This window comes from Streptomyces decoyicus (genome assembly GCF_019880305.1).
GTDB lineage: Bacteria > Actinomycetota > Actinomycetes > Streptomycetales > Streptomycetaceae > Streptomyces > Streptomyces decoyicus.
Genome location: NZ_CP082301.1, coordinates 3,893,924 through 3,908,537 on the forward strand (window position 1 = coordinate 3,893,924; position 14,614 = coordinate 3,908,537).

General features: G+C 70.8%; 13 protein-coding genes and 1 pseudogene. 3 read left to right on the plus strand and 11 right to left on the minus strand.

Annotated features, from left to right (window positions below):
• Nucleotides 1-10: 10 nt before the first annotated feature.
• Genes K7C20_RS16995 through K7C20_RS17010 form a run of 4 tightly spaced genes read right to left on the minus strand, consistent with a single transcriptional unit; the run spans nt 11 to nt 3,083 of the window.
• Nucleotides 11-1,387 carry an NADH-quinone oxidoreductase subunit D gene (locus tag K7C20_RS16995; RefSeq protein ID WP_048828454.1) on the minus strand — a complete coding sequence of 459 codons (1,377 nt, stop codon included), beginning with the start codon at nt 1,385-1,387 and terminating at the stop codon, nt 11-13.
• On the minus strand, nt 1,387-2,163 hold the full coding sequence (locus tag K7C20_RS17000) for an NADH-quinone oxidoreductase subunit C (RefSeq protein ID WP_030074639.1): 777 nt from the start codon (nt 2,161-2,163) through the stop codon (nt 1,387-1,389). Before K7C20_RS17000 ends, K7C20_RS16995 begins: the two co-directional genes overlap by 1 nt.
• A complete protein-coding gene (locus K7C20_RS17005; RefSeq protein ID WP_030074638.1) occupies nt 2,160-2,714 on the minus strand; it encodes a NuoB/complex I 20 kDa subunit family protein in 555 nt (184 codons plus the stop codon). Before K7C20_RS17005 ends, K7C20_RS17000 begins: the two co-directional genes overlap by 4 nt.
• A gap of 9 nt (nt 2,715-2,723) precedes the next feature.
• Complete coding sequence (locus K7C20_RS17010) at nt 2,724-3,083, minus strand: NADH-quinone oxidoreductase subunit A (RefSeq protein WP_006604811.1); 360 nt, start codon at nt 3,081-3,083, stop codon at nt 2,724-2,726.
• A 725-nt stretch (nt 3,084-3,808) separates the two neighbouring features.
• Between K7C20_RS17010 and K7C20_RS17015 the strand changes: the two genes are divergently transcribed.
• On the plus strand, nt 3,809-4,609 hold the full coding sequence (locus K7C20_RS17015; protein ID WP_030074637.1) for a C40 family peptidase: 801 nt from the start codon (nt 3,809-3,811) through the stop codon (nt 4,607-4,609).
• 269 nt (nt 4,610-4,878) lie between these two features.
• Nucleotides 4,879-5,715, plus strand: coding sequence for an ATP nucleotide 3'-pyrophosphokinase (locus tag K7C20_RS17020; protein WP_053208541.1), 837 nt, complete (start codon nt 4,879-4,881; stop codon nt 5,713-5,715).
• A 207-nt stretch (nt 5,716-5,922) separates the two neighbouring features.
• On the opposite strand, the gene K7C20_RS17025 is transcribed toward K7C20_RS17020, so the two are convergent.
• Both K7C20_RS17025 and K7C20_RS17030 read right to left on the minus strand, forming a co-directional pair.
• Entirely contained in the window at nt 5,923-6,378 is a 456-nt protein-coding gene (locus K7C20_RS17025) for a carboxymuconolactone decarboxylase family protein (protein ID WP_030074635.1), read from the minus strand.
• A 153-nt stretch (nt 6,379-6,531) separates the two neighbouring features.
• Nucleotides 6,532-7,908, minus strand: a pseudogene (locus tag K7C20_RS17030) (geranylgeranyl reductase family protein); the annotation flags it as partial.
• 40 nt (nt 7,909-7,948) lie between these two features.
• Between K7C20_RS17030 and K7C20_RS17035 the strand changes: the two are divergent.
• On the plus strand, nt 7,949-8,482 hold the full coding sequence (locus K7C20_RS17035; RefSeq protein ID WP_030074633.1) for a GNAT family N-acetyltransferase: 534 nt from the start codon (nt 7,949-7,951) through the stop codon (nt 8,480-8,482).
• Nucleotides 8,483-8,546: 64 nt separating this feature from the next.
• Here K7C20_RS17035 and K7C20_RS17040 read toward each other — a convergent pair whose 3' ends face one another.
• The 5 genes from K7C20_RS17040 to K7C20_RS17060 all read right to left on the minus strand — a co-directional run bounded on the left by K7C20_RS17040 (nt 8,547) and on the right by K7C20_RS17060 (nt 14,476).
• Nucleotides 8,547-9,248, minus strand: coding sequence for a demethylmenaquinone methyltransferase (locus K7C20_RS17040; RefSeq protein ID WP_053208567.1), 702 nt, complete (start codon nt 9,246-9,248; stop codon nt 8,547-8,549).
• 68 nt (nt 9,249-9,316) lie between these two features.
• A complete protein-coding gene (locus K7C20_RS17045) occupies nt 9,317-9,883 on the minus strand; it encodes a hypothetical protein (RefSeq protein ID WP_053208540.1) in 567 nt (188 codons plus the stop codon).
• A gap of 7 nt (nt 9,884-9,890) precedes the next feature.
• Nucleotides 9,891-11,090 (minus strand): cyclic dehypoxanthinyl futalosine synthase, encoded by a 1,200-nt coding sequence (gene mqnC, locus K7C20_RS17050; RefSeq protein WP_030074627.1) that lies wholly within the window; start codon nt 11,088-11,090, stop codon nt 9,891-9,893.
• A 187-nt stretch (nt 11,091-11,277) separates the two neighbouring features.
• Complete coding sequence (locus tag K7C20_RS17055; RefSeq protein ID WP_222892620.1) at nt 11,278-13,374, minus strand: serine/threonine-protein kinase; 2,097 nt, start codon at nt 13,372-13,374, stop codon at nt 11,278-11,280.
• A gap of 202 nt (nt 13,375-13,576) precedes the next feature.
• Nucleotides 13,577-14,476 carry a menaquinone biosynthetic enzyme MqnA/MqnD family protein gene (locus tag K7C20_RS17060; RefSeq protein ID WP_078952847.1) on the minus strand — a complete coding sequence of 300 codons (900 nt, stop codon included), beginning with the start codon at nt 14,474-14,476 and terminating at the stop codon, nt 13,577-13,579.
• Nucleotides 14,477-14,614: the final 138 nt, after the last annotated feature.

The following is a 14,614-nucleotide window of genomic DNA, read 5'->3' on the forward strand; positions in this document are numbered from 1 at the left end:
GGAGTGGCGTTCACCGGTCGACGCCTCCCATCACGGGGTCGATGGACGCGACGGCGACGATGACGTCGGCGACCTGGCCGCCTTCGCACATCGCCGCCATGGCCTGGAGGTTGGTGAAGGACGGGTCGCGGAAGTGCACCCGGTAGGGGCGGGTGCCGCCGTCGCTGACCACATGCACGCCCAGCTCGCCCTTGGGCGACTCGACGGCGGAGTAGGCCTGCCCCGGCGGGACCCGGAAGCCCTCGGTCACCAGCTTGAAGTGGTGGATCAGGGCCTCCATCGAGGTGCCCATGATCTTCTTGATGTGGTCGAGGGAGTTGCCCAGGCCGTCCGGGCCCAGGGCCAGCTGCGCGGGCCAGGCGATCTTCTTGTCCGCGACCATCACCGGGCCGGGCTCCAGCCGGTCCAGGCACTGCTCGACGATCCGCAGCGACTGGCGCATCTCCTCCAGCCGGATCAGGAACCGGCCGTAGGAGTCGCAGGTGTCGGCGGTCGGCACCTCGAAGTCGTAGGTCTCGTAACCGCAGTACGGCTGGGTCTTGCGCAGGTCGTGCGGCAGTCCGGCGGAGCGCACGATGGGCCCGGTGGCGCCGGTGGCCATGCAGCCGGCCAGGTCGAGATAGCCGATGCCTTCCATGCGGCCCTTGAACACCGGGTTGCCGGTGGCGAGCTTGTCGTACTCGCCGATGTTCTTGCGCATCTTCTTCACGAACTCACGCACCTGGTCGACCGCGCCCGGGGGCAGGTCCTGCGCGAGGCCGCCGGGCCGGATGTAGGCGTGGTTCATCCGCAGGCCGGTGATCAGCTCGTAGAGGTCGAGGATGAGTTCCCGGTCCCGGAAGCCGTAGATCATGATCGTGGTGGCGCCCAGCTCCATCCCGCCGGTGGCGATCGCCACGAGGTGGGAGGACATCCGGTTGAGCTCCATCAGCATCACGCGGATGACGGTGGCCCGGTCGGGGATCTGGTCGGTGATCCCGAGCAGCTTCTCCACGGCGAGGCAGTAGGCCGTCTCGTTGAAGAAGGGGGTGAGGTAATCCATCCTCGTGACGAAGGTGGTGCCCTGCGTCCAGGTCCGGTATTCGAGGTTCTTCTCGATGCCGGTGTGCAGATAGCCGATGCCGCAGCGGGCCTCGGTGACGGTCTCGCCGTCGATCTCCAGGATCAGCCGGAGCACGCCGTGGGTGGAGGGGTGCTGCGGCCCCATGTTGACGATGATCCGCTCGTCGTCGGACTTCACGGCGGCGGCCGCGATCTCGTCCCAGTCGCCACCGGAGACGTTGTAGACGGTGCCCTCGGTGGTCTCCCGGGCCAGGGACTCCGTGGTGTCGAAGTCGCTCGAGGTGCGGTGGCCGTTCGGGGAGTGGGAGTGCGGTGCAGTAGTCATCAGCTGTACGACCTCCGCTGGTCGGGAGCCGGAATCTGGGCGCCCTTGTACTCGACGGGGATGCCGCCGAGCGGGTAGTCCTTGCGCTGCGGGAAGCCCTGCCAGTCGTCGGGCATCATGATCCGGGTCAGCGCCGGGTGGCCGTCGAAAACGATTCCGAAGAAGTCGTAGGTCTCGCGCTCGTGCCAGTCGTTGGTCGGATAGACCTCCACGAGCGAGGGCACGTGCGGGTCGGCGTCCGGGGCGGAGACCTCCAGCCGGATCAGCCGGTTGTGGGTGATCGAGCGCAGGTGGTAGACGGCGTGCAGCTCGCGGCCCTTGTCACCGGGGAAGTGCACCCCGCTCACGCCCGTACACAGCTCGAAGCGCAGCGCGGGGTCGTCGCGCAGGGTCCTGGCGACCGTCGGCAGATAGGCGCGCTCGATGTGGAAGGTCAGCTCGGCGCGGTCCACGACCGTCTTCTCGATGACGTTCTCGGGGATCAGGCCCTGTTCGTCGAGGGCGCCCTCCAGCTCGTCGGCGATCTCGTCGAACTCGCCGTAGCCTCCCCCACCACCACGCGGTCCGCCGTACGGCCGCTGGGTCGCGCCGGGCAGCCGGACGGTCCGGACGAGGCCGCCGTAACCGCTGGTGTCGCCGCCGTTGTCGGCGCCGAACATGCCGCGGCGGGTGCCGATCACCTCGCCGGTGTCGTCACGCTGCGCGGGCACGGCGTCCTCCTGGCCGTTCTGGCCGTTCGGCTCGCCGGGACCCTCAGGGTTCTTCTGCTCACTCACCGCAGCAGCCCCTTCATCTCGATCAGCGGGAGCGCCTTGAGCGCCGCCTCCTCCGCCTCACGGGCGGCCTGCTGCTGATTGACCCCGAGCTTGGTGTTCTGGATCTTCTGATGCAGCTTGAGAATGGCGTCCATGAGCATCTCGGGACGCGGCGGGCAGCCCGGCAAATAGATGTCGACGGGAACGATGTGGTCGACGCCCTGCACAATCGCGTAGTTATTGAACATTCCGCCCGATGAGGCGCAAACCCCCATGGAAATCACCCACTTCGGGTCCGGCATCTGGTCGTAGACCTGCCGCAGCACGGGCGCCATCTTCTGGCTCACCCGGCCGGCCACGATCATCAGATCCGCCTGCCGCGGTGAGCCGCGGAAGACCTCCATACCGAAGCGGGCCAGGTCGTAGCGCCCGGCGCCGGTCGTCATCATCTCGATGGCGCAGCAGGCCAGCCCGAAGGTCGCGGGGAAGACCGATGATTTGCGCACCCAGCCCGCGGCCTGCTCGACAGTGGTCAGCAAAAAGCCGCTCGGCAGCTTCTCTTCAAGTCCCATGTGTGACCCCTAGTCCCATTCCAGGCCGCCACGACGCCAGACATAGGCGTAGGCGACGAAGACGGTGAGCGCGAAGAGGAGCATCTCGACGAGCCCGAACAGCCCCAGGGCGTCGAAGGTGACGGCCCAGGGATAGAGGAAGACGATCTCGATGTCGAAGACGATGAAGAGCATCGCCGTCAGGTAGTACTTGATCGGGAAGCGACCGCCACCGGACGGATGTGGCGTCGGCTCGATTCCGCACTCGTACGCCTCGAGCTTGGCCCGGTTGTAGCGCCTGGGCCCGACGAGGGTGGCCATCACGACGGAGAAGATCGCAAAGCCTGCCCCGAGGGCTCCCAGTACGAGGATGGGCGCGTAAGCGTTCACCGTCCTCGCTCCCTTCAGTCGACGATGACTGGATGGCGGTCCGCTCGGGCCCTCAGGCTGCCCCATGGAGATCGTGCATATGTGAGGCAGTTCACAAGCCCGAACCGCCAGCATCTTATGCCCGCTGGTCTGTGATCTGCGACACGGGAGTGGACAACGCCTTTGTGATCTCCACCACCCGGCGAAGGATCATGAAGTCGGATGAGCGGTGATCTTCATACGTGAAGCGCGCGAGTGATCACGAGAGGTGACATTCACCTGGGTTACCGCTGGTCAGGGCGGGGTTGCCACTATCAAGTGGTGGCCGCTACGGGCAAATTGGTGCTGGACGCAGCCAACTGCTATACGCAGAGGGCCCGCAGGCGTGATCCACTCGTGACCGGTCCGTGATCGTCGACGCGTGCTTCGATTCACGAGCGAGCGGGCCGCGTCAGATCACAGGAACATAACGGACACTCAAGAGTGACCTATCCCACGCTATTTCCAGCACTAAGTCCTTGACGCACGGGAAGCCTTGGCGTGGCGGATGGGGAAGTGATAGGCGCCCGCCGCCCCCGCATCGAGCAGCAAATGCCATGCGTAGGAACATGATCGCGAAATTCGGACATCCCGCCGCGGACTCGATGGGCGGCCAAAAGTCCGGTTTATTCGCCGCGTACACGTCAAGTGTGGCGCACTGCACCTTTCTTGGCAGCAACCTGTGGCTCCTGATAGCCGTTGTTGCCATGTCCCCGAACGCACTCATACCCAGCCACCGGAAGCCCCGCCGTCCTTCCGCGTCCTCCCGGGCGTTGCGCGCGGGCGTGACCGGTGGCTTCCTCACCCTCGCGGTGACCGGTGCCACCGTCCCGGCCAACGCCGCGGAGAAGCCCGTCGCCGAAACCCAGGAGATGCCGACGATCACGACGGCGCTGGCCACCAGCGCCGCCAAGAGCGCCGACACTGCCGAGCAGGTCGCGTTCAACTACGAGCGCCAGGCCCTCCAGGACAGCGCCTTCTCCAAGGCCGCCAAGGCCGCCGAGAAGCACAAGGCCGAGGCCGTGAAGAAGGCCAAGGCCGAGGCCAAGAAGAAGGCCGAGGAAGCCCGCAAGGCCAAGGAGGCCGCGCAGGCCCGTGCCTCGCGCTCCTCCGAGCGGTCGACCCTGTCCGCGCCCTCGTCGTCCACCGCCACCGGCAGCACCGCCACGCTCGTCTCCTTCCTCAAGGCGCAGCTGGGCAAGGCGTACGTGCTGGGCTCCAGCGGCCCCTCGTCGTACGACTGCTCCGGCCTGACCCAGGCCGCGTTCAACCAGATCGGCATCGACCTGCCGCGGGTGTCGCAGGACCAGTCCACCGCCGGCACCCAGGTCGGCCTGGACAACCTCCAGGTCGGCGACATCCTGTACTGGGGCAGCGCGGGCAGCGCCTACCACGTCGGTGTCTACGTCGGTAACGGCAACTTCATCGGCGCCCAGAACTCCAGCACCGGCATCGTCGAGCGCCCGCTCAACTACGACATGCCGACCGGCGCGGTGCGCGTCCTCTAGGTCCGCCGCACCCTTGGTGCCTCACAAGGACCGTCTCTTTCGCCGCTCGGGAGGGACGGTCCTTCGGCATGCGGGCCCGCGGGCCGCCCGCGCGTCGTGAGGCGGCCGAATCGCGCCGTGCAGCGCCAGATTCAAGCCAGGTACCGGGCCGGCGGCCGCCCGTAGAGCTACCCCGTCACGGCGCGCGCCGTTGCACCTCTCGCCATATGCCGCACATATGCCACTTCGGCTCCGTGCGGCCTCCGCAGAGAGAGGGTCACCGCGCTCCGATGAACACCCACCGCACCGCCCGCCGCCTCGTCACCCGGGCCGCGACGGCCGCCGCACTGGCCACCGCGCTCGGCCTGGGCGCCGTCCCCGCCGCGACCGCCACCGGCCCGTCCGCCGCGGCGCCCTCCGTACGCCCCGCAGACACCGACCCCGACGGCAGCTGGCACCAGGACGGGCTGCGTCTGAAGGCCGCCGACAACAAGAAGGTGGACGCCTTCGTCCTCCGCGCCCGGCGGGCCGAGCGTGCCATCAGCCCCGGGGTACGCGCGGCCGCCCGGATCAGCCATGCCGACCTGATCGGGTTCGACCAGCGGCTGAAGTCGCCCGACTCGCTCAAGCGCAAGGTCGCCACCTCGATGCAGGAGTCACCGGGGCGGTCGGTGGACACCTCGCTCGGCATGATCAACGACGCGGTCCGCTTCACCCTCCAGTGGCCCGCCGACCAGTACAGCCAGGGCGTCCACACCGCGGCCGGGCTGCTGTCCGCGTGGGGCAACGACTCCACCCGCTGGGCCAACACCTGGAACCGGACCGCCGGCTACAAGGCGATCAACTCCGCCTGGCGCGCGCCCCGCTCCCACCAGCTCTTCGAGGTCCAGTTCCACACCCCCGAGAGCAAGGCCGCCCAGCTGGAGACCCACAAGCTGTACGAGGAGCAGCGGCTGCCGGGCACTCCCCGGGAGAGGGTGCGGGAACTTCAGGAGCAGCAGAACGCGATCTTCGCGGCGGTGCCGGTGCCTCCGGGCGCCGAGCGGCTGACCGCCCCGGACCGCCGGCTGCCGGCCCCGGACCCGGCACGCCGGCTCCCCGCCCCGGCTCACGCCCCGGCCGCCTGACGGGACCCCCCGCCCACGGCAAGCGGCCCGCCGGATGCACCGACGGGCCGCAGAGGCCTCTTCCCGGGCCGTCACGGGCATACGGCCGCAACACGCCCCCAAGGGGCCGCCAACGGGCGTAACTCGCCCAACGGGCCCCGCAAGGCCCCACCAGGCCGCTCCAAGGCGCGTCAGGGCGCATCAGGGCGTCGGTGACCGGAGCGCGCGTTACCAGCCCGCACCCGCGGGCTGCTTGGTGGTCGCATTGAGCCGGTTGAAGAGGTTGGTGACACCGATCGTCAGGATGATCGCCGACAGCTGCCGCTCGTCGAAGTGGTCGGCGGCGTCATCCCAGACATGGTCCGGCACCGGGTCGGAGCTGTCGGCGAGCCGGGTGGCCGCCTCGGTGAGTGCCAGGGCGGCACGCTCGGCGTCCGAGAAGTACGGCGCCTCCCGCCAGGCCGCGACCGCGAACAGCTGGTCATCGCTCATGCCCGCCTTCCGGGCACTCTTCACGCCCCCGTCGACGCAGAAGCTGCAGCCGTTGATCTGGCTCGCGCGCAGATGCACCAGCTCCAGCGTGGTCTCCGGCACCCCGCCCTGACGGGTGGCCTTGACCACGTCGAGGAGGGGCTGCATGGCCTCGGGGAGGACCACCGCGGGGTTCTTCATCCGTGCGTCCATCACTGCTCTCCTTAGGGAATTCCGTCGTCACCGCACTGACGGATCCCGGCCGGAGAATGTGACCGCGGCGGACGGGAAATCCCGGACCGCCGCCAGGGCCGGCACCGAAGCCCGCACCGGGGCCGGCGCCCGTGCGCCCGCCCCGTCCCTGCGTCACGCCTTCGGCGCGACCTTGCTCAGGCCGTTGATGATGCGGTCCATCGCGTCGCCGCCCGTGGGGTCGGTGAGGTTGGCGAGCATCTTGAGGGTGAAGCGCATCAGCAGCGGGTGGGTCAGACCGCGCTGGGTCGCGATCTTCATGACCTTGGGGTTGCCGATGAGCTTCACAAAGGCGCGGCCCAGGGAGTAGTAGCCGCCGTAGGTGTCCTTGAGGATCTTGGGGTAGCGCTGCAGGGCCAGTTCACGCTGCGCGTACGTGGCGCGGGCGTGTGCCTGCACGATGACCTCGGCGGCGATCGCGCCGGACTCCATGGCGTAGGCGATGCCCTCGCCGTTGAACGGGTTGACCAGCCCGCCCGCGTCACCGACCAGCAACAGGCCCTTGGTGTAGTGCGGCTGGCGGTTGAAGGCCATGGGGAGCGCGGCGCCGCGGATCGGGCCGGTCATGTTCTCCGGGGTGTAGCCCCAGTCGGCGGGCATCGAGGCGCACCACGCCTTGAGGATCTCCCGCCAGTCCAGCTCCTTGAAGGCGGAGCTGGAGTTGAGGATGCCGAGGCCGACGTTGCTCGTACCGTCGCCCATGCCGAAGATCCAGCCGTAGCCGGGCAGCAGCCGGTCCTCGGCGCCGCGGCGGTCCCACAGTTCGAGCCAGGACTCCAGGTAGTCGTCGTCGTGGCGGGGCGAGGTGAAGTACGTACGGACGGCCACGCCCATGGGGCGGTCCTCGCGGCGGTGCAGGCCCATGGCCAGCGAGAGCCGGGTGGAGTTGCCGTCGGCGGCGACGACCAGCGGCGCGTGGAAGGTGACCGGGGTCTTCTCCTCGCCGAGCTTGGCGTGCACGCCGGTGATGTGGCCGGTCAGCTCGTGGACGATCGGCGCGCCCACATTGCAGCGCTCGTAGAGCCGCGCGCCGGCCTTCTGCGCCTGCCGGGCGAGCTGCTCGTCGAAGTCGTCGCGCTTACGGACCAGTCCGTAGTCGGGGTAGGAGGCCAGCTCCGGCCAGTCGAGCTGGAGGCGGGAGCCGCCGCCGATGATCCGCAGGCCCTTGTTGCGCAGCCAGCCCGCTTCCTCGGAGATGTCGACCCCCATCGCGACCAGCTGCTTGGTGGCGCGGGGGGTCAGCCCGTCGCCGCAGACCTTCTCGCGCGGGAAGGCGGTCTTCTCCAGAAGGAGGACGTCCAGGCCGGACTTGGCGAGGTGATAGGCGGTCGCCGAGCCGGCGGGCCCGGCACCGACGACGATCACGTCCGCGCTGTGCTCCGAGCGGGCTGTGGTCACGGAATCGGTCACGGACGCGGACTCGGTCACGGCGCTGTCTCCCGGAAGTCGATCTGGATATCTGGGTGCCGACCGGCACTGGGCACGTGCAGTCTATGGGGGCCGTGGTGATCAGAACCTGAAGGGTTGTGCCGTGAAGTCTGTGAACACCCCGCCCGCGAACCGGCCGCTCCCCGCCGTCGAGCTGCGCGTGCCCACCGAGGAGGACGCGATGAACTGGCACCGGGTCTTCAACGACCCGGATGTCATGGAGTTCCACGGTGGCGTACCCGCCGAACTCTCCGTATACGAGGAGCTCGCCGCGCGCCAGCGCAGACACCACGCGGAGCTGGGATTCTGCCTGTTCACGCTGCTGGATCCGGCGGACGGCGCGGTCATCGGCTTCACCGGCGCCCAGCCGTGGCCGCGGGACTGGGGCCCGGTGGGCGAGATCGAGATCGGCTGGCGGCTCGGCCGCGCGTACTGGGGCAAGGGCTACGCCACGGCCGCGGCGCGGACGGCGCTGGAGGCCGTGCGCACGGCCGGGGTGCGCCATGTGGTCGCCATGGTGGATGCGCGCAACGAGCGGTCGATCGCGGTGACCCGGCGGCTGGGGATGCGGCAGGCGGAGACGGTGATCACGCCGCAGGGAAAGCAGACGGCGTACTGCCATCGGCTGGATGTGTGAGCCGTACGCGGACGGCGGTGCCGGCGCGGGCTGAGCAACGCGCGCCGGCCCCTCTTGCCGTCCGTCAGCTCCCGGCCGGCTTGGTCCCCCGGTGCAGCGCCACGATGCCGCCGGTCAGATTGCGCCAGGCCACCCCCGTCCAGCCCACGCCCTGCATGCGGGCGGCGAGTTCGGGCTGGTTCGGCCACGTGCGGATGGACTCGGCGAGATAGACATAGGCGTCCGGGTTGCTGCTGACCGCACGGGCGACCGGCGGCAGCGCCCGCATCAGGTACTCGGTGTAGACGGTCCGGAACGGCGCCCAGGTCGGCTCGCTGAACTCGCAGATCACGACCCGGCCGCCGGGCTTGGTGACCCGGTACAGCTCCGCCAGCGCGGCGTCGGTGTCCTGGATGTTGCGCAGCCCGAAGGAGATGGTGACGGCGTCGAACACCCCGTCCGCGAACGGCAGCCGGGTGCCGTCACCGGCGGTGAACGGCAGCCACGGATGCCGCTTCTTGCCCTCCCGCAGCATGCCGACGGAGAAGTCGCACGGCACGACGTAGGCGCCGGTCCGGGCGAACGGCAGCGAGGAGGTGCCGGTGCCGGCCGCGAGGTCGAGCACCCGCTCGGCGGGCCGGGCGGCCACCGCGCGGTCCACCTCCTTGCGCCAGAGCCGCGCCTGCCCCAGGGACAGCACGTCGTTGGTGAGGTCGTACCGCGCCGCCACGTCGTCGAACATCGCGGCGACTTCGTGCGGCTGCTTGTCCAGGGATGCTCGGGTCACCCGGCCATTGTCCACCGTGCCGGGGCCGGCGCCCGCACCGGGCACGGCCTGATTGCCGGGCGGCGGTTTCAGCGGCGGCGGAAGACGAGGCGGCCGTGGAGTGCGGTGACCAGGCAGCTGCCGTCCTCGGCGAAGACGGCGAAGTCGGCACGACCGCCGGTCTCCAGGGAGCGCGGGACACGCTCCGCCAGCTCCCGCAGGCCGGAGCGCTCCACGGCCGTGCGGACCGCGGGGCGGTGGAAGGGCCCGGTCAGCGCCGTGGTCCCGGTGGCCATCAGGCGTTGCAGTCCGCGCCGGGCGCTCGCGCCCCAGCGGGCATCCGTCATGTCGAGGGCGGTGAGCGCGTCGCCGGTGACCGGCTCGCTGCCGAGGGCGTCCGCCTCGCGCGGGTCGGGGTGGTAGGCCGCCTCCAGCAGAGCGGCGCCGTCCGGTTCGTGGCGGCCGGGTGTCAGCACACCGTCCCACTCCCGGACGCGGGCCTGCGCGCCGTACTCCGCGAACAGCGCGTCGAACGGTCCGACGGCGGCCAGGCGGTCGCCCCTGACGACGACCGCGTACCCGGCCTCGTCCGCCTGGTCGTGATCCGGACCGTCCACGACCGGGCGGAGCGCGCGCACCCGGTGAATCGTCAGCACGGCAGGCTCAGTTGGCCTCGACGAGCTTCAGCTCCGGATGCGCCGTGCCGCCCTCGATCGCCGTGGACGACAGATGCGAGACGACCTTGTCGTCGACGGGGTCGTTGGCCGGGTCGTCGTGCACGACCAGGTGCTCGTACGTGGTCGCGCGCTGCGCCGGGACCCGGCCCGCCTTGCGGATCAGGTCGATGATCTCCATGCGGTTGGAGCGGTGCTTGGCACCGGCCGAGGAGACCACGTTCTCCTCCAGCATGATCGAGCCGAGGTCGTCCGCGCCGTAGTGCAGCGACAGCTGGCCGATCTCCTTGCCGGTGGTCAGCCAGGAGCCCTGGATGTGCGCGACGTTGTCGAGGAAGATCCGGGCGAGGGCGATGATGCGCAGGTACTCGAAGAGGGTGGCCTGCGTCTGGCCCTTCAGGTGGTTGTTCTCCGGCTGGTAGGTGTACGGGATGAAGGCGCGGAAGCCGCCCGTACGGTCCTGGACGTCGCGGATCATCCGCAGATGCTCGATCCGCTCGGCGTTGGTCTCGCCGGTGCCCATGAGCATCGTGGAGGTCGACTCCACGCCCAGCCCGTGAGCCACCTCCATGATCTCCAGCCAGCGCTCGCCGGACTCCTTCAGCGGGGCGATGGCCTTACGGGGGCGGGCCGGGAGGAGTTCGGCGCCGGCACCCGCGAAGGAGTCGAGCCCGGCGGCGTGGATGCGCGAGATCGCCTCCTCGACGGACACCTTGGAGATCCGGGCCATGTGCTCGACCTCGGACGCGCCGAGGGAGTGGATTACCAGCTGCGGGAAGGCCTTCTTGATGGCGGAGAAGTGCTCTTCGTAGTACTCGACGCCGTAGTCCGGGTGGTGGCCGCCCTGGAACATGATCTGGGTGCCGCCCAGTTCGACGGTCTCCGCGCAGCGGCGCAGGATGTCGTCGAGGTCGCGGGTCCAGCCCTTGGCGGTGTCCTTGGGCGCGGCGTAGAAGGCGCAGAACTTGCAGGCCGTCACGCACACATTGGTGTAGTTGATGTTGCGCTCGATGATGTACGTCGCGATGTGCTCGGTGCCGGCGTAGCGGCGGCGGCGCACGGCGTCGGCGGCCTGGCCCAGCGCATGCAGCGGAGCGGAGCGGTACAGGTCGAGCGCTTCCTCCGGCGTGATGCGGCCGCCCTGCGCGGCGCGGTCGAGTACGGACTGGAGGTCGGCGTTCTCGGTCACCGGGGCGTCCCTTTCGCAGGCGGGCATCACGAACTGAACCAGCGTACGTCAGGGGTCCGACAGCCTCGCCGCCGGTCAGCCGGCGCTTCCACCGGACGCCCGGCCGGCGACCGGCCCCGCCTTGCCCGCCGCCTCACCCCGGTGCCTCGCCCCGCGCATCCTCAGCGCTTCGTCTCAGTGCTTCGTCTCAGTGCTTCGTCAACGTCGCCTTCGGCGTGCCGCCCGCGTCGTCCTGCGAGGCGAAGCCGAGCGTGCCGCCCTTGCCGAGCGTGTACGTCACACGGGACTTGTTGCCCGTACAGCCGGGCCCCTGCTTGCCGTCCGGCCGCTCCATGAGCACCAGCCGCCGCTTCGTGGCCGCTTCCAGCTTCGCCTTGGCCCGGCACTTCACCAACACCGCGTCGTAGGTGGTGTGGATGACGTAGTCGCCCTTGCCGCCCGGCTTGATGACGCTGGTGATCGTGCCGTTGGGGATGCCGTGCGCCGTCGTGACGCTGCCCGTCCAGGTGCCGAGGAAGGGCTTGGCCACCGTGGCCCGGCCGCTGCCCGCGCCCCCCGGTCCGGTGGGCCGTGCGGTCGGCGCGCCGTCGGCCGGCGGCTTGGCACCCGTCTGGGCCCCGCTGTCCGTGTCACCGCCCATGCCCGGCATCAGGCGGAAGACGAACCCGGCGGTCGTCGCGACGGCGAGCGCACCGGCCACCGACAGCACCAGCGTGCAGCTCATCCGCCGCGGCCGGCCCTCGCCGCCGACCGCACCGGACAGCGCGATCCGCCGCTCCTTGGCGGCGGCGGGCGGCGCCCCGGTGGGCAGGTCGGCGATGCCGGGGCCGGCCGGCTGACGACCGCTATCGGCCGCCCCGGGATGACCACTGCCGGCCGTCGCGGGGTGACCGCTACCGGCCGTCGCGGGGTGGCCGTGGCCGGTTGCCGCGGCGGACGGCACCCCGCCGGCCACCGGCCAGGACGCCGGCTGTGGCGGCGGAGGACCGGGCGGAGCGCCGGTCGGAGCGCCGAGTGGAGGACCGGGCGGAGCGCCGAGTGGAGGACCGGGCGGAGCGCCGGGCGGAGCGCCGAGTGGAGCGCCGAGTGGAGGACCGGGCGGAGTGCCGAGTGGAGGACCGGGCGGAGGACCGGGCGGAGCGCCGGGCGGCCGGCCAGGGACGCCGGGGAGGCCCGCGGCGCCCGGCGCCTGACCGGGCGGCCCGGCCGGAGGCGCGCTCTCGAACGGCACCAGCCCGGACGCCGCCCCGTACGACGGGTCCAACGGCCCGCCCGCCGCCCCGTACGAGGGATCCGGCGGCCCGAACGCCCCACCGGGCGACACGCCCGCCGGACCGGCGATCGTCGCGGCCGGAGCTCCGGCCTCGGTCCCCTCCCCCGCATCAAGATTCAGCAGCTCCACCGCCTGCCGGCTGACCCGCTCGACCAGCGGGCCGGGCAGCCACCCGGCCCGCACCAGCCCCGCCGCGCCACCGCTCCCCTCCCCCGCGAGACGGGCCGCCAGCGCCTCCGGGGCGGGACGGTCCGCGGGGTTCTTGGCCAGGCAGCCGGCGACCAGCTCCCGCAGATCGCCGACGAGCGGGGAACCCAACTCGGGCTCCTCGTGCACGACCTTGTAGAGCAGCGCAGCGGATGAATCACCCGAGAACGGGCTGACCCCGGTCGCCGCGAAAGCCAGCACCGCGCCGAGCGAGAAGACATCGGCGGCGCCCGCGGCCCCGTTGCCCAGGATCTGCTCGGGCGCCATATAGCCGGGCGACCCCACCGAGACGCCCGTCGAGGTCAGCGACGCGGTGCCCTCCGTGGCCCGCGCGATCCCGAAGTCGATCAGCAGCGGCCCGTCGAGCGTCAGCAGCACATTGGACGGCTTGACGTCCCGGTGCACCAGCCCGAGCGCATGCACCGCGGCCAGCGCCTCGGCCAGCCCGGCGCCCAGCGCCCGTACGGAGTGCTCGGCCAGCGGCCCGAGGCCGGCAACGGCCTGCGCCAGCGAGGGGCCCGCGGCATAGCCGGTGGCGACCCACGGGACGGCCGCGTCCGGGTCGGCGTCCAGCACCGGCGCGGTCCAGGCGCCGCCCACCCGCCGCGCCGACTCGATCTCGCGCCGGAACCGCGCACGGAACTGGTCGTCCACGGCGAAATGCGCATGGACGGCCTTCACGGCGACGGTACGTCCGCCCGCGCTGCGTCCGAGATAGACCCGGCCCATCCCGCCCGCGCCGAGCCGGCCCAGCAGCCGGTACCCGCCCAGGACCCGTGGATCATCCGCTGCCAACGGCTCCATGGCGCCTCCCCCTCGATACGGCGCGCCCAGCTTATGACGCAGCGCCTGCCGGGCCCCCGGAACTCCGTACCCGGGACTGCCCCGGCACGGACACCGGGGGGCGACGGCCCCGGCCCCCCCGGAGGACGGCCCCGGCCCGGCACGCTCGCACCACCAGGCCTCGCGCCGCGCCCCCCCGGTCGGCTGTGCGGCATGCGGCCGGCTACCCGGCCGGCCGCTCCAGCAGCGACACCTTCACATCGGCCGGGAATCCGGTCGTCGGCCCGACCCGCCGGGCGAACTCCGTGACACCGCCCAGTTGCGCGGGGCCGAAGCGGAAGTCGAGCGTGGTGAAGTAACGCTCCAGGACCGGCTCGTCGAAGGTCTCCCAACGGGCCGCCTGCTCGGCGACCTTGGCAACCTCCTCCAGCGACAGATCACGCGAGGCGAGAAACGCCTCGTGCACCTTCTGCACCACGACCGGCTCGCGCTCCAGGTACTCGCGCCGGGTCGCCCAGACGGCGAAGACGAACGGCAGGCCCGTCCAGTCCTTCCACATCTGGCCGAGGTCGTGCACCTCCAGGCCCAGCCGCGGCCCGTCGTGCAGATTGGCGCGCAGCGCGGCGTCGCCGATCAGCACCGCCGCGTCCGCCTCCTGCATCATCAGCCCGAGGTCCGGCGGACACGTGTAGTAGTCGGGCTGCACGCCGACCTTCTCGGCCAGCAGCAGCTGGGCCAGCCGTACGGACGTACGCGAGGTGGAGCCGAGGGCGACCCTGGCCCCGTCGAGCTGGTCCAGCGGCTTCTGCGACACGATCACGCAGGACATCACCGGGCCGTCGCAGCCGACGGCGAGGTCGGGGAAGGCGACGAGGTCGTCGGCGGCGCGCAGGAATTCGACGAGGGTGATCGGCGCGATGTCGAGCTCCCCGCGGACCAGCTGCTCGCTGAGCTTCTCCGGCGTGTCCTTGGTGAGGTCCAGATCGAGCAGGGTGCCCGTACGGGCGAGGCCCCAGTAAAGGGGCAGGCAGTTCAGGAACTGGATGTGGCCCACTCGCGGCCGGCTGCGACGGCGGCCGGCGTCGGCTCCCGCGGGTGCGTCTCCGAAGGTTGAATTGTCCACATGCGGAGGCTAGACCTGTCTCCCAAGGGGCAGCGCGGCGGGGCGGCGTATGGACGTTAGTGCGGTCGGTTAAACGTGATCTTTGGCTCTTCCGCCTCAGGAGCAGCACATGCTACGCTCAGCGCAAGTTGCAGTTTG

What these genes read in the sequence shown, in the direction of transcription:
- K7C20_RS16995 (WP_048828454.1), bottom strand. Translation starts at nt 1,387, where the DNA reads ATGACTACTGCACCGCACTCCCACTCCCCGAACGGCCACCGCACCTCG.
- K7C20_RS17005 (WP_030074638.1), bottom strand. Translation starts at nt 2,714, where the DNA reads ATGGGACTTGAAGAGAAGCTGCCGAGCGGCTTTTTGCTGACCACTGTC.
- K7C20_RS17015 (WP_030074637.1), top strand. Translation starts at nt 3,809, where the DNA reads ATGTCCCCGAACGCACTCATACCCAGCCACCGGAAGCCCCGCCGTCCT.
- K7C20_RS17020 (WP_053208541.1), top strand. Translation starts at nt 4,879, where the DNA reads ATGAACACCCACCGCACCGCCCGCCGCCTCGTCACCCGGGCCGCGACG.
- K7C20_RS17025 (WP_030074635.1), bottom strand. Translation starts at nt 6,378, where the DNA reads ATGGACGCACGGATGAAGAACCCCGCGGTGGTCCTCCCCGAGGCCATG.
- K7C20_RS17055 (WP_222892620.1), bottom strand. Translation starts at nt 13,374, where the DNA reads ATGGAGCCGTTGGCAGCGGATGATCCACGGGTCCTGGGCGGGTACCGG.